We start from the raw sequence: 13681 nt of genomic DNA, 5'->3' as shown, positions 1-13681 counted from the left end.
CGGCGGCCGCTTCGTTACGCCGGGCCGAGCGCGACGAGTTCGTCGCCGCGCTGCTCCAGCAAGGTCGACCCGGCCACCGCGGGTACCACCGGCAGGGGACTCGGTTGGCGGACCAGCGCGATGTGTCGTTCCCCGGCACCGGTGACGGGATCGAAGACGTCGTAACCGTCGCTGACCGGGACCAGCAGGCGCCCGGCCATCTCCGTGGCAGGTCCGACCGGGTTGGCTGCGCCCGCGGGGCTGACGGTGTATTTGTAGCGCAGCCCGTTGGCGTCGAACACCAACACCGAATTGCCCGTCCACCAGGTGACCAGGTCCCCGGTGCGACTGGCGGTGGCCTGCGGGCTCGGCGGGCCGGGGAGCAGCGTGCTGGCGATCGTGGCGCCGTTGCGGTCGACGATGTTGACGGTCGGCTTCGGCGTCGGCACGTAGATCGCCGTGGTGGTGTCCGCCACGGCGATCACCTGGGCACCCGAATCGTCGGCGACGCCCGGCAGCTCCACGTTCCTGATGTCGGGCTGGTCCTCCTCGTCGGCGGGCCGCAGCAGCGTCAGCCGCAGATCGGCCCGCTTGGGGCAGGATTCGAGCACCGACACCGCCGATGAACTGGCCGCCGCCGACACCAACCGGCATACCGGCGACGCGGGCACATCGGGTTTGATGCGGGCGTCGAGCGACCCGTAGGACAACATCCGGACCATGTCCGAGCGCCACATCTCCAGACGGCTGTCCCCGGCCGAGAGCACCGTGGTGCCGTCGGAGGACAGGCGCACCTCGGGATCGGAGTAGCTGCTGCGGGCGGGTCCACGGCGGCCGGTCTTGCCGTCGATGGTGCTGACCTGCCCGCAGCCGCGGCTGTCCGGGTATACGGCGACCGCGTACTGATACACCGAGGTCACGCCGCACAGTTCGAGGTCACGGGCGTAGCTCCACAGCGTTGCGCCGCTGACCGGGTCACGCCCGGTGACGGTGTGCCCGTCCCCGGTCACCACAGACCCGCCGGCGATCACCGGCACCGTGGTCTTGGGACTCGGCGCGGTCCACAGCTGCTGCAGCCCGGCCGGTACCTCGCGGGCCGAGGTGAGATAGGGGACCGGCGATGCGGCGGGACGACTGACCGTCGCCCGCTCGTCGCTGGTCCACCAGATCAGGGCGGCGACGACGGCGATGACCGCAACGATTGCGGCAGCCGCCACCATGTCGCCACGAGTGCGACGTTCCGGTTTGACCATAGGTGGCGCGTGTCAGCTAGCCGGCGCTGGCGGCTTCGGTCTTGCGGGGGCGACGCCGGCGGCGACGCCGTGCGGCAGCCGGGGCATCGCCGTTGTCGGATTCCGACACCGGCGCGTCGGCCTCGGCCGTCTCGGCCGCGGTGGTCACCCCCTCGGGATGCCCGGTCGCCGGCTTACCGGCGCGGGTCCGGCGCCGGGTGCGGGTCCTGGCGGGCCGCTCCGAGGTGGAGTCGGCCGACGAGATGCGCTTCTCCGACTTGTCGGCCTTCTCGCCCTTGTCGCCGCGCTTGGCGGCCGAGCGCCGCGGGCTGCCGACCGTGCCGGTGGCATCGGTCGGGATGCCCAGTTCCTCATAGATGTGCGGCGAGCTGGAATAGGTCTCGGCAGGATCGGGGCAGCCCAGGTTCAGCGCCTTGTCGATCATTCCCCAGCGCTCCAGCTCGTCCCAGTCCACCAGCGTGATCGCGACACCGGTTTTGCCTGCGCGGCCGGTGCGCCCGATGCGGTGCACGTAGGCCTGCTCGTCCTCGGGGCACTGGTAGTTGATGACGTGGGTGACGTCGTCGATGTCGATCCCGCGCGCTGCCACGTCGGTGGCCACCAGCACGTCGACGGCGCCGGTGCGGAACGACTTCAGGGCCTTCTCCCGCGCGCCCTGGCCCAGGTCGCCGTGCACGGCGTCGACCTTGAACCCACGCTCGGCGAGTTCGTCGGACACCTTCTGCGCGGTGCGCTTGGTGCGGGTGAAGATCATCGTCGCGCCGCGGCCTGCGGACTGCAGGATGCGGCTGACCAGTTCCGACTTGTCCAGGGCGTGCGCCCGGTAGGCGAACTGTTCGGTGGTGTCGTGCGTTGCCGCCGAATGCGGGGCCTCGGCACGGATGTGGGTCGGCTGGTTCATGAACGTGCGGGCCAGCGTGATGATCGGATCAGGCATGGTCGCCGAGAACAGCATCGACTGGCGATCGTCGGGCGTCAGCCGCAGAATGCGCTCGATGTCGGGCAGGAAGCCCAGGTCGAGCATTTCGTCGGCCTCGTCGAGGACCAGCACCGACAGGCCGCCGAGCTGCAGGTGACCCTGCTGAGCCAGGTCGAGCAGCCGGCCCGGCGTGCCGACGACCACGTCGACGCCCTTGCGCAGCGCCTCGATCTGCGGTTCGTAGGGACGCCCGCCGTAGATGGACGTCACGGAGAACGGGCGCTCGGAGGCCGTCCCGGTATCCGCGGTCAAGTACTTCGACGCGGCGGCCAGGTCGTCGTAGACCTGCAGGCACAGCTCGCGGGTGGGCACGACGACCAGGGCGCGCGGCGCGCCGGTCAGCGGGCGGCTCTCGTCGCCCGCCACCCGGTGCAGCAGCGGCACGCCGAACGCGAACGTCTTGCCCATGCCGGTACGGGCCTGGCCGATCAGATCGCTGCCTGCGAGCGCCAGCGGCAGGGTGAGTTCCTGGATGGCAAACGGATGAACGATGCCGTTCTCGGCGAGAGCGCGCACGATTTCGTCGCGCACGCCGAGTTCGGCAAATGTTTTATTGAGATGCGTCATGGTTGGTGGAGGTAGCCTTTCGCTGTCAAACCTCATGGGGCGTCCACGCGCGCACGAGTTTCGACAATGACACGGCCGGTTCGCCCGATACAGGCGGCGGTGCCGATCCGCGGGGCCCAGCGCTACGGGGCGGGCCAACTGCGTGCACGCACATTTCTTCGGTAGCGGCCTGGGCGGCTCGCAAGCGGGCTCGAAGCCGCTGCAGATCCTGTTACCAGAAGCCATTGTAGCTGGTCGGAGTCGCAGGGCCGATTTGCCGGGAAGTCGGCAGGCCCGGCGGAGTCTAAAGTTGGCCCCATGACATCGCCGCAACCCGCCGCAGAACAGATCGCCGAACCGGCCGCCCCTGCCGTGTCGGCCGACCATCCAGGGGTCGATGAACTGTTCGCGGTGCTGGCCTACGGCGAGGTCGCCGCGTTCTACCGGCTCACCGAAGAGGCGCGGATGGCACCCGATCTGCGTGGCCGCATCAACATGGCCAGCATGGCCGCCGCGGAGATGGGGCACTACGAAACCCTGCGGGATGCGTTGGAGCGCAGGGGAGTTGACGTTGTCGCGGCGATGACGAAGTACGCCTCGGCGCTGGAGAACTACCACCGCATGACCACACCGAGCACCTGGCTGGAAGCTCTGGTGAAGACCTATATCGGCGATGCGCTCGCCGCCGACTTCTACCTGGAGATCGCCCATTCGCTACCGGAGGAGATCGCCTCGGTCGTGCGTTCGGTGCTCTCGGAGACCGGGCACTCGCAGTTCGTCGTCGCCGAGGTGCGGGCCGCGGTGACGGCCAGCGTTCGGCAGCGGCACCGGCTCGCGCTGTGGGCGCGTCGGCTGCTGGGTGAGGCCGTCACCCAGGCCCAGTTCGTGCTGGCCGACCACGACGAGCTGGTCGACCTGGTGATGTCCAGCGGGGAAGGCCTGACCCAGCTCGCCGAGTTCTTCAACCGGCTGCAGCACACGCATCACTCCCGCATGCAGGAGCTGGGCCTGGCCTGACCGCCGCTACTGCGTGCAGGTCGAGATCATCGTGTTGTTGGCCTGCTGGACCAGCACGGCGCCGTTGGCATCGGTGATCGTGCAGTTGAGCTGACCGGTCAGGCTGGTCGCCGTCACCGACTTGAGCTCGACCCCTGGGTTGAGCGTCACGGTCTTGTTCCACGGCAGCGCCACGTTGAATTCGGTCTGCAGGGCGCCCTGCTGGTCGGTGTAGACGATGGTGACCAGGTCGAGCAACGGCCGGGTGCCGGTCACCGTGTAGGTGACGGTGCGGGGGCTGACTTCTGCTGCCGGCGGGGCGGCCTCGGCCGGTGCTGGTTCGGCAGTCGGCTCGGCGGTCGCCCGCGGGCTCGGCGTCACGGTCGTCACCGTCTCGGGCGACATGGCCGTGGGCGGCGGGACCTTGGGCTTTGCCGTCGCGTCCTGTGCCGGGGTGGTCGGGGACTGGCTGGTCGTGGGCGCCGCCGGGGAGGTCGTGGTGACCGAAACCGAGCCGCTGTCGCCGCCTCCCAGGATGATCACCGTGCAGATGACGGCCACCAGCAGGATCACGCCCGCTACCGAGGCGACCCACATCCACCGCTTGTCGACGGGTTCGTAGTACTCGTAGATGTCGTCGTCGGAGTCGTCGTGGCTGTCGCCGACGTAGGCGTCGTAGTCCTCGTAGGCCGCGCCTTCGTCACCGCTGCGATAGCTGCTGTCGTAGCTCGTGCGGTAGCGGCTGCGGAAACTGCTGTCCGGATCGTATTGCCCGGGCTGCGGCGAATCGTCACCGAAGCGCTCGGCGGACTTCGTGTCATACGGCGAATAAGGCCTGGTCATGCGGCTTCCCAGTCGTCTCGTCCAATGTCGCTGCTGATGCTATCGAGGCAGCTGTGACTGGTGAGGTTCGATGGTCAGCGTGTCGGTCACGGTCCGGACTCGGTTCGGTCGCCGAAGATCTCCGCGCATCGGGTGACTGCTCTTCGGCGTCGTCCGCACGCTTCGCGCACGGCGAACTCACAATGGCCGACGCTGGCGGCGTCGGCGCCACGATGTCCACTAGCCTGCTGAGGGACACGGACAGTAGCGAAAGAAAAGGGGTCCAGCGTGGAGGTCAAGATCGGCGTCACGGACAGTCCGCGGGAGCTGAGTTTCAACAGCGCGCAGACGCCAAGTGAGGTGGAGCAGCAGGTCACCGACGCGCTCAGCAAGGACTCGGGCGTGCTGGCGCTGACCGACGAGAAGGGTCGCCGGTTCCTGGTGCAGAACAGCAAGATCGCCTACGTCGAGATCGGCGCCGCCGATGTGCGCCGCGTCGGCTTCGGCGTCGGGGCCGAGTCCGCCTGAGTGCAGGTCGGTCAGATGCGGGTGAGTGGCACGTGTGACAGTCCGCCCCAGGCGAACTGCACCGTGCCCTCCACCGCGGAGTCCTTGTCGATCGGCCGCTCGTTGTTGAGCCAGTAGCGCGCCGAGTCGACGCTGATCGCGACCAGGCCGACCGCGATCATCCTGGCGCGATGCGCCTCAAGGCCCGAATCGCGGCTGATCAAGTCGAACACCGCGTCGGTGCACGCCTCGGTGGCGACCTTCACCTGGGCCGCCACCTGCGGCTCGGTGACGTAGTCGTTCTCGAAGATCAGCCGGTAGCCCTGACCGTCGTGTTCGATGAAGTCGAAGAACGCCTCCACCGCGGCCCGCAACCGCTGGCGGTTGTCGGTGGTGGTGCGCAGCGCCTGACGGACGCCGGACACCAGATTGTCGACGTGGCGCTGCAACACCGCGAGATACAGCTCCAGCTTCGACGAGAAGTGTTGGTAGAGAACCGGTTTACTGACACCGGCGCGTTCGGCGATCTCGTCCATGCCCGCGGCGTGATATCCGCGGTCGACAAAAACCTCGCTGGCGGCTGCCATGAGCTGACCCCGTCGCTCGTCGCGCGGCATGCGGTTTCCCCGTCGACCGGTTGTCCGCTTGTCGGCTCTCCTCTCGGTGTTGGCGACGTCGCTCATGCAGTCCTCAATCTGGATTCCTCTGGCGCGCTTGGTCATGGTCGGCCAAGCTGCTCATCGCACGACAGTACTACCGACGCCGTACCGGGTGCGAAACGTCCGAGGATTGCGAATTGGTGGCAGCGTGGTCACGGAGCAGACGCACGGGCGTCGTATTCACAGCGGCCTGTGCCATTCTGGATCGGTGACCTACGACCCGGGGCCCCGCGCGGGCAGCCGCGTCCCGGCACTGCGTGACGAATGGCGGGAGCCGCTGCGCGCCCAACGGGATCCGCTGGCGGTCGAAACGGGGCGGCCCCGGGTCAATCGGGACGAACGGAGCCAGTGGCGCAAGCAGACCTGGCTCGGCCGATTCGTCTCCACCTACGGCTGGCGGGCCTACGCGCTGCCGGTGCTCATTGTGCTGACCGTCGTGGTGCTGTACCAGACGGTGACCGGCACCACCAGCCCGCACAACGGGCACGCCGACGACGGACCGGTCCAGGGGTCACCGACCATCGACCATGCCGCCACCGCCATCATCGGCGCACCCCCCAAGGGCCTCACCGAGTTCGACGCCAACCTGCCCACCGGCATCCTGCCCGCGGGCGGGCAGTTCACCGAGGCCGGCGCCAAGACCTGGCACATCGTGCCCGGCACCACCGAGAAGGTCGGCAAGGGCACCACCAAGTCGTTCACCTACACCGTCGAGGTGGAGGACGGTGTGGACACCACCCCCTTCGGCGGCGACGACGGCTTCGCCCGCATGGTCAGCGAAACCCTCGCCAACCCCAAGAGCTGGACCCACGACGGGATGTTCGGGTTCACCCGCATCGACGCCGCCAGCGGAATCGAGCCGGACTTCCGGGTGTCGCTGACCTCTCCGATCACCGTGCGGGAGGGCTGCGGCTACGACATCCAGCTGGAAGCGTCCTGCTACAACCCGTCCTACGACGGCCAGGCCCGGGTCTTCGTCAACGAGGCCCGCTGGGTGCGTGGCGCGGTGCCGTTCCAGGGCGACATCGGGTCATACCGGCAGTACCTGATCAACCACGAGGTCGGCCACGCCATCGGCTACCAGCGTCACGAGGCATGCCGCGATGACGGCGCCCTGGCGCCGATCATGATGCAGCAGACCTTCTCCACCGCCAACAACGACGACGCGAAGTTCGACCCGGAGACCGTCAAGGCGGACGGGAAAACCTGCCGGTTCAACCCTTGGCCGTATCCCATCGCCTAGTCAGCGGATCCGGTCCGGCCGCCGAATAGCGGCTACCGCGGCGCGGGAAGCATGTCCGTCGGATTACCGTTGTGCCTACGTACGGTCCATGACTTGAGGAGACATGCGGTGTCCGCGAATTTGGGTGTGACGTTACCGCCGCTGGTTGAACCGGCTGCCGAGCTCACCCGCGAAGAGGTGACGCGCTACAGCCGCCACCTGATCATCCCCGACGTGGGTGTGGTTGGGCAGAAACGGCTCAAGAACGCCAAGGTGCTGGTGCTCGGTGCCGGCGGGCTCGGTTCACCGACCCTGCTGTACCTGGCCGCGGCCGGAGTGGGAACCATCGGCATCGTGGAGTTCGACGTCGTCGACGAATCGAACCTGCAGCGCCAGATCATCCATGGCCAGGCCGACATCGGGAAGTCCAAGGCGCTCAGCGCCAAGGAATCGATCCTGGCGATCAACCCGCTGGTGACGGTCGACCTGCACGAGTTCCGGCTGGAACCCGACAACGCCGTCGAGCTCTTCAGCCAGTACGACCTGATCCTCGACGGCACGGACAACTTCGCCACCCGGTACCTGGTCAACGACGCCGCGGCGCTCGCGGGCAAGCCGTACGTCTGGGGTTCGATCTACCGGTTCGAGGGCCAGGTGTCGGTGTTCTGGGAGGACGCTCCCGACGGGCCCGACGGCGAGAAGCAGGGCCTGAACTACCGCGACCTGTACCCCGAGCCGCCACCACCGGGGATGGTGCCGTCGTGTGCCGAGGGCGGCGTGCTGGGCATCCTGTGCGCGTCCATCGCCGCGATCATGGGCACCGAGGCCATCAAGCTGATCACCGGTATCGGCGAGCCGCTGCTGGGCCGGCTGATGGTCTACGACGCGCTCGACATGACCTATCGGACCATCCGGATCCGCAAGGACCCGTCGACACCGAAGATCACCGAGCTCATCGACTACGAGGAATTCTGCGGCGCGGTCTCCGACGAGGCCACCGCGGCTGCACAGGGCTCCACCATCACCCCGCAGGAACTGCGGGAGCTGCTGGACTCCGGTAAGCCGTTGGCGCTCATCGATGTCCGCGAGCCGGTGGAATGGGAGATCAATCACATTCAGGGTGCCGAGCTGATCCCGAAGCCGACCTTCGAGTCGGGCGATGCCCTCGCCAAGCTCCAGGTGGACCGCACACCCGTTCTGTACTGCAAGACCGGGGTGCGCTCGGCCGAGGTGCTGGCCATCGTGAAGCAGGCTGGGTTCTCCGACGCGATGCATCTGCAGGGCGGCATTGTGGCGTGGGCACGCCAGCTCGATCCCGACATGGTGATGTACTGACGGCAAGTTTGCGGGTCCACACCTTAGGCTGAGGTTGTGACTGTCGAGCGGCCGCCGGAACATGTGCTGGCGGCGTTCGGGCTGTCCGGGGTCCGCCCCGTCCCACTGGGTTCGAGCTGGGAGGGTGGTTGGCGCTGCGGCGAAGTCGTGCTGTCCGTGGTCGCCGAACACGCCCGTGCGGCGTGGTCGGCCAAGGTGCGCGAGACACTGTTCGTCGACGGCGTTCGGCTGGCCCGCCCGGTGCGGTCGACCGACGGGCGCTACGTGGTGGCCGGCTGGCGCGCCGACACCTTCGTCGCAGGAACCCCGGAGCCCCGGCACGACGAGGTGGTCTCGGCGGCGGTGCGCCTACACGAGGCCACCGCGACGCTGGAGCGGCCCCGGTTTCTCACTCAACCGCCGGTCGCGCCGTGGGCCGATGTCGACGTGTTCATCGCCGCGGACCGCGCGGCCTGGGAGGACCGGCCACTGCATTCGCTCCCGACCGGGGCCAGGGTCGCGCCGGGTTCCACCGACGGGCAGCGTTCGGTCGAGCTGATCAACCAGCTGGCCACATTGCGCAAGCCGACGCGCAGCGCCAACCAGCTCGTGCACGGCGACCTCTACGGCACAGTGCTTTTCGCCGGCGCGGCGGCTCCCGGGATCACCGACATCACCCCGTACTGGCGTCCGGCGTCGTGGGCGGCCGGCGTCGTGGTGGTCGACGCGCTGTCGTGGGGCGACGCCGACGACGGCCTCATCGAGCGCTGGGACACCCTGCCCGAGTGGCCGCAGATGTTGTTGCGGGCGTTGATGTTCCGGCTGGCGGTACATGCCCTGCACCCGCGGTCCACCGCTGCGGCGTTCCCCGGCCTGGCCCGCACCGCCTCCCTGGTGCGCCTGGTCCTTTAGCTTTCACTCGCGAGCAGTCCCCCGCAAGCGGGCGGTGCCCCCAGCTGCGGTACCCCGACACGCCGGTGTTCCGGTGCGCAAGTGTCTGCTCGGCTCAGAACTCGTGGCGGCACTCCCGCAGCGCTATCCGGCCGTCGACGGAAAGCACGCCCTCGGCGCGCAACAGTTCCAGCTGGCGGGTGCTCAGATGGGGTGCGGGCCGGCCCGAGGCACGGATCACGCGGTGCCATGGCAGGTCCGATGAGTCGGTGCGCATGATCCATCCGACGATCCGCGGACTGGAAAGGCCTGCGGCATCGGCGATATCGCCATACGTCGACACCCGGCCCGCGGGAATGGCGGCGACCAGTGCGCGGACCTTCTCCACCTGCTCCTCGGTCACCGCCGCCATGGCTATCCCAGCCGTTCGGCGATCAACGCCGCAGTCTCGGCGGGCCGGGCCTGAGCGACCATGTGATTGCAATCCCAGTCCAGCAGCGTGAAATCGGATCCGAGCCGCTCGGCAAGCGCGTCGATCAGCTCATCCGTGGCATACGGCGGGCTGGTCTTGGTGGCCCGCACCAGTGTGGTCGGTGTTCCGGTGCGCGGTAAGGCAACTGGCCGGGCGAGCTCGCTCCAGTACGCCATCATCGCGGGCATGCAGACCCGCCACCCGTACCGGCCGTTGGATAGTTCGGTCAGGTGCTCGGCGAGCTCACGGTCCAGTTCCGCGGCGTCGACCTCACCCCAGGAACCCTTCATCTTCTCCGCGCGAGCTTCGGCCGCATCGGTGTAGTCCGGCGACGCCATCATGTTCTCGGCGATCTCCTGCATCCACTCACCGTCTAGACCCACCGCGGGGTCCAGCAACACCAGCTCAGACACCAGGTCCGGGTAGGTGGCAGCGAGGGTGAGGGCCACCGCGCCGCCGAACGAGTGCCCGACCACCAGCGTCGGGCCGTCCAGCAGCGCCGCCAGGGCGTCGACGTTGGCCGCCAGCGTCCACGGCGCTGCCCACGACGACCTGCCGTGCCCGAGCAGATCGGGCGCCAGAATCGACACCCCGGGCAGCTGCGAGGCCAGGGTCTGCCAGCGCTGACCGTGCCCGGTCACACCGTGGATCAACAGCAGCTCGGCCGGGGCCTGCGGGCCGTACCGGAGGACGTTCAAGATATCGGGGGACACCCCCGTGATGCTGCCAGGGCGCGGCCGGACAGATTGGGGGACCCCTCGCTCCAATCCGCTCCGCTACTTGTCGGGCTGCTCGCTCCAATCCGCTCCGCTACTTGTCGGGCTGCTCGCTCCAATCCGCTCCGCTACTTGTCGGTCCCTTCTGGTGTCATGCCTTCCATGACTGCACATGTCGAACCGGCACTGGCGGGTACCGAGCTGCTGGCCCCGGGGAGCACGGGCGTGGTGCGGCTGCTCGGGGGACCCGGAACCGGCAAGAGCTCGCTGCTGGTCAACACGGCCGTCGAGCACATCGCCGCGGGCACCGACCCCGAATCGGTTCTGCTGCTGACCGGTTCAGCGCGCCTGCGGGCGGCCGCCCGGGCCGCGGTCACCGCGCGGCTGCTGGGTGCGGGGGAGCGGCACGTCGTGCGTGAGCCACTGGTGCGAACGGTGCACTCGTATGCTTTCGCGGTGTTGCGGTTGGCCGCCCAGCGCAACGGTGACCCGCCGCCGCGGCTGATCACCAGCGCCGAACAGGACGGCATCATCCGTGAACTGCTTGCCGGCAACCTGGAGGACGGGCCCAACTCGGGTGTCTCCTGGCCCGAACAGTTGTGGCCGGCGTTGAGCACCGCGGGTTTCGCCAGTGAACTTCGCGACCTGATGGCGCGCTGCACCGAGCGTGGTGTGGATCCGCTTGCGTTGCAACGGCTCGGGCGGTCGGCGCGGCGTCCCGAGTGGCTGGCCGCCGGGCAGTTCGCGCAGGCCTACGAGCAGATCATGCTGCTGCGCTCGGCGGTGGGCATGGCCGCTCCGCAGGCCACTGTGCCCGCACTGGGAGCGGCCGAACTGGTCGGCGCGGCGTTGGAGGCTCTCGCGACCGACGCCGACCTGCTGGCCGCCGAACGCGGCCGGATCAGCTTGCTGCTGGTCGACGACGCACAGCACCTCGACCCGCAGGCCGCCCTGTTGGTGCGGGTGCTGGGGGCCGGCGCCGGATTGACCGTGATCGCCGGGGACCCTGACCAGGCGGTGTTCGGTTACCGCGGCGCCGATCCGGTGCTGTTGCGCGACGCGGGCGACGCCGACGACGCGACCATCGTGCTGACCGAGTCGCACCGGTGCGCCCCGGAGGTCGCGACCGCCCTCGCCGGTATCGGACGACGGCTTCCAGGCGTCGGCCCCACCCGCGAGATGCTGGGCAACGCCACGGCTGAGGGCGCCGTCACCATGCGGCTGGCCGCATCGACCCATGCCGAGTCCACGCTGATCGCCGACGCGTTGCGGCGTGCCCACCTCGTCGACGGGGTGCCGTGGTCGCAGATGGCCGTGATCGTCCGCTCGGTACCGCGGGCCGGGACCGCGTTGGCCCGGGCCCTGACCAGTGCCGGGGTACCGGTCGAGTCGGTCGGGGAGGTGCCACCAGTGGCCCAGCAGCCCGCAGTCGCCGCGCTGCTCACGGTGCTCGACGCCGCCGCCACCGGCCGCCTGACCGGCGAGAGTGTGCTGGCTCTGCTCACCGGGCCGATCGGACGCGTCGACCCGGTCAGCCTGCGGCAACTGCGGCGTGCGCTGCGCCGCGCCGACGGTTCGGCACCGCCACGGGAATTCGGCGATCTCGTCGTCGCGGCCGTGGACACCGAACCCCGAGGGCTGGCGGTCGAACAGCTGCGCCCGCTGCGGCGGCTGCGTGCGGTGCTGACCGCAGCTCACCGCAGTGTGGCCGCCGGAGCCGATCCGCGGCACACGCTGTGGGATGTTTGGCATGCCTGCGGGCTGCAGCGCCGGTGGCTGACGGCCAGCGAGCGCGGCGGAACCCTTGGTGCGCAGGCAGATCGGGACCTGGATGCGGTGACGACGCTGTTCGACATCGCCGACGGATACGTCAACCGGACGGCGGGTGCTTCGCTGCGCGGTCTCATCGATCACGTCATGGCGCTCGGGGCACCGGCCGCACCCACCGACCCGCGTCGGCAGCCCGACGCCGTCGCTGTCCTGAGCGCCCATGCCGCGCTGGGCCGGGAGTGGGAGTTCGTCGTCATCGCCGGTGTGCAGGAAGGCTTGTGGCCCAACACTGTTCCCCGCGGCGGCGTGCTCGGAACCCAGCATCTGGTGGACGTGCTCGACGGCGTCTCCGCGCCGGCCGACGCCGCGGTGTCGACCCGGGCGCCGCTGCTGGCCGAGGAACGCCGGCTGCTGATGGCCGCGATGGGCCGTGCCCGCACCCGGCTGCTGGTGACCGCGGTGGACAGCGATGCCGGTGACGGCTCACTGCTGCCGTCGCCGTTCTGCACCGAGCTCGCGGCCCTGGCCACCGACGCACCGGTGCTGCCGCCGCTGGCGGCACCCCGGGTGCTCGCCCCCTCGGCGCTGGTAGGTCGGCTGCGCGCGGTGGTGTGCGCTCCCGAGGGAGCGGTCGACGAGGAATCCCGTGCTTGTGCGGCAACGCAATTGGCCCGGCTGGCCGAAGCCGGGGTGCCAGGCGCCGATCCGGCAGACTGGTACGCCATGACCCCGCTGTCGACCGACGAACCGCTGTGGTCCGGCGCCGACCAGGCGGTGACGCTGTCCCCTTCGACGCTGCAGATGCTCAGCGACTGCCCACTGCGCTGGCTTTTGGAACGCCATGGCGGCGGCACGGGCCGCGATGTGCGCTCCACCGTCGGATCGCTGCTGCACGCCCTGGCCGCCGAGTCGGGACGCACCGAGAGTCAACTCGTCAATGAGCTCGAAAAGGTCTGGGACCAACTGCCTTTCGAGGCGAAATGGTATTCGGACAACGAGCTGGAACGGCACCGCGCGATGCTGGAGACGTTCACCCGGTGGCGGGCCGACACGCGCTGCCAGCTCACCGAGGTGGGCACCGAGGTCGATGTCGAGGGGGTCATCCGGCCCGCCGATCCCGACTCCGGGGATCAGGCGCCCGAGGTGCGGGTACGCGGCCGCCTCGACCGGCTGGAGCGTGACGAGGCCGGTCGCCTGGTGGTCGTCGACCTCAAGACCGGCAAGAGCCCGGTCACCAAAGAGAACGCAAAGAACCACGCCCAGCTGGCCATGTACCAGTTGGCCGTCGCCGCAGGCTTGTTGACCGACGGAGCTGACGGTGACCCGGACGAGCCCGGCGGAGGTCGGCTGGTTTACCTCGGCAAGGCCGGTGCGGCGGGTGCCACCGTGCGCGAACAGGATCCGATGACACCTCAGACCCGTGCCGATTGGTTGACGGCGGTCGGTGACGCGGCCGCTGCTACCGCGGGACCGCAATTCCTCGCAAGGGTCAACGACGGCTGCTCGAACTGCCCGGTGCGCTCGGCCTGCCCGGCACAGGCGCCGCGGTCATGAC

Annotated in this window: 12 protein-coding genes; 6 read left to right on the top strand and 6 right to left on the bottom strand. The window is 69.2% G+C overall.

Annotated elements, in window-relative coordinates; all coding sequences use genetic code 11:
- Positions 1-14: 14 nt before the first annotated feature.
- Together BTO20_RS25550 and BTO20_RS25545 are read right to left on the bottom strand one after the other, a co-directional pair.
- Entirely contained in the window at positions 15-1232 is a 1218-nt protein-coding gene (locus BTO20_RS25550) for an Rv3212 family protein (RefSeq protein WP_087078827.1), read from the bottom strand.
- A 16-nt stretch (positions 1233-1248) separates the two neighbouring features.
- The gene (locus BTO20_RS25545; protein ID WP_087078826.1) at positions 1249-2778 is read right to left on the bottom strand and encodes a DEAD/DEAH box helicase; all 1530 of its coding nucleotides are present in this window, start codon (positions 2776-2778) and stop codon (positions 1249-1251) included.
- 297 nt (positions 2779-3075) lie between these two features.
- Here BTO20_RS25545 and BTO20_RS25540 point away from each other — a divergent pair, with 297 nt between their 5' ends.
- Positions 3076-3774: a ferritin-like fold-containing protein gene (locus BTO20_RS25540; RefSeq protein WP_087078825.1), complete on the top strand. Its 699-nt coding sequence runs from the start codon at positions 3076-3078 to the stop codon at positions 3772-3774.
- A 6-nt stretch (positions 3775-3780) separates the two neighbouring features.
- Here BTO20_RS25540 and BTO20_RS25535 read toward each other — a convergent pair whose 3' ends face one another.
- Positions 3781-4596, bottom strand: coding sequence for an MmpS family transport accessory protein (locus tag BTO20_RS25535; RefSeq protein WP_087078824.1), 816 nt, complete (start codon positions 4594-4596; stop codon positions 3781-3783).
- A gap of 267 nt (positions 4597-4863) precedes the next feature.
- Here BTO20_RS25535 and BTO20_RS25530 point away from each other — a divergent pair, with 267 nt between their 5' ends.
- Positions 4864-5103 carry a DUF3107 domain-containing protein gene (locus tag BTO20_RS25530; protein ID WP_029373584.1) on the top strand — a complete coding sequence of 80 codons (240 nt, stop codon included), beginning with the start codon at positions 4864-4866 and terminating at the stop codon, positions 5101-5103.
- A gap of 11 nt (positions 5104-5114) precedes the next feature.
- On the opposite strand, the gene BTO20_RS25525 is transcribed toward BTO20_RS25530, so the two are convergent.
- Complete coding sequence (locus tag BTO20_RS25525; protein WP_087082656.1) at positions 5115-5765, bottom strand: TetR/AcrR family transcriptional regulator; 651 nt, start codon at positions 5763-5765, stop codon at positions 5115-5117.
- 184 nt (positions 5766-5949) lie between these two features.
- Between BTO20_RS25525 and BTO20_RS25520 the strand changes: the two genes are divergently transcribed.
- The 3 genes from BTO20_RS25520 to BTO20_RS25510 all read left to right on the top strand — a co-directional run bounded on the left by BTO20_RS25520 (position 5950) and on the right by BTO20_RS25510 (position 9189).
- Positions 5950-6984, top strand: a complete 1035-nt coding sequence (locus tag BTO20_RS25520) for a DUF3152 domain-containing protein (protein WP_087078823.1) — start codon at positions 5950-5952, stop codon at positions 6982-6984.
- Between the two features lie 120 nt (positions 6985-7104).
- Entirely contained in the window at positions 7105-8298 is a 1194-nt protein-coding gene (gene moeZ, locus BTO20_RS25515; protein WP_198344569.1) for an adenylyltransferase/sulfurtransferase MoeZ, read from the top strand.
- Positions 8299-8334: 36 nt separating this feature from the next.
- Entirely contained in the window at positions 8335-9189 is an 855-nt protein-coding gene (locus tag BTO20_RS25510) for a TIGR02569 family protein (RefSeq protein WP_087078821.1), read from the top strand.
- Positions 9190-9283: 94 nt separating this feature from the next.
- On the opposite strand, the gene BTO20_RS25505 is transcribed toward BTO20_RS25510, so the two are convergent.
- Both BTO20_RS25505 and BTO20_RS25500 read right to left on the bottom strand, forming a co-directional pair.
- Positions 9284-9580, bottom strand: a complete 297-nt coding sequence (locus BTO20_RS25505) for an MGMT family protein (protein ID WP_087078820.1) — start codon at positions 9578-9580, stop codon at positions 9284-9286.
- A gap of 2 nt (positions 9581-9582) precedes the next feature.
- On the bottom strand, positions 9583-10353 hold the full coding sequence (locus BTO20_RS25500) for an alpha/beta fold hydrolase (RefSeq protein WP_087078819.1): 771 nt from the start codon (positions 10351-10353) through the stop codon (positions 9583-9585).
- A 165-nt stretch (positions 10354-10518) separates the two neighbouring features.
- Between BTO20_RS25500 and BTO20_RS25495 the strand changes: the two genes are divergently transcribed.
- Positions 10519-13680 carry an ATP-dependent helicase gene (locus BTO20_RS25495; RefSeq protein ID WP_087078818.1) on the top strand — a complete coding sequence of 1054 codons (3162 nt, stop codon included), beginning with the start codon at positions 10519-10521 and terminating at the stop codon, positions 13678-13680.
- Position 13681 lies beyond the last annotated feature (1 nt).

Origin of the sequence: Mycobacterium dioxanotrophicus, from assembly GCF_002157835.1 — a bacterium.
Lineage (GTDB): Bacteria > Actinomycetota > Actinomycetes > Mycobacteriales > Mycobacteriaceae > Mycobacterium > Mycobacterium dioxanotrophicus.
The sequence above is the reverse complement of the archived record's forward strand: the minus strand, read 5'-3'. Positions and strand labels throughout refer to the sequence as shown.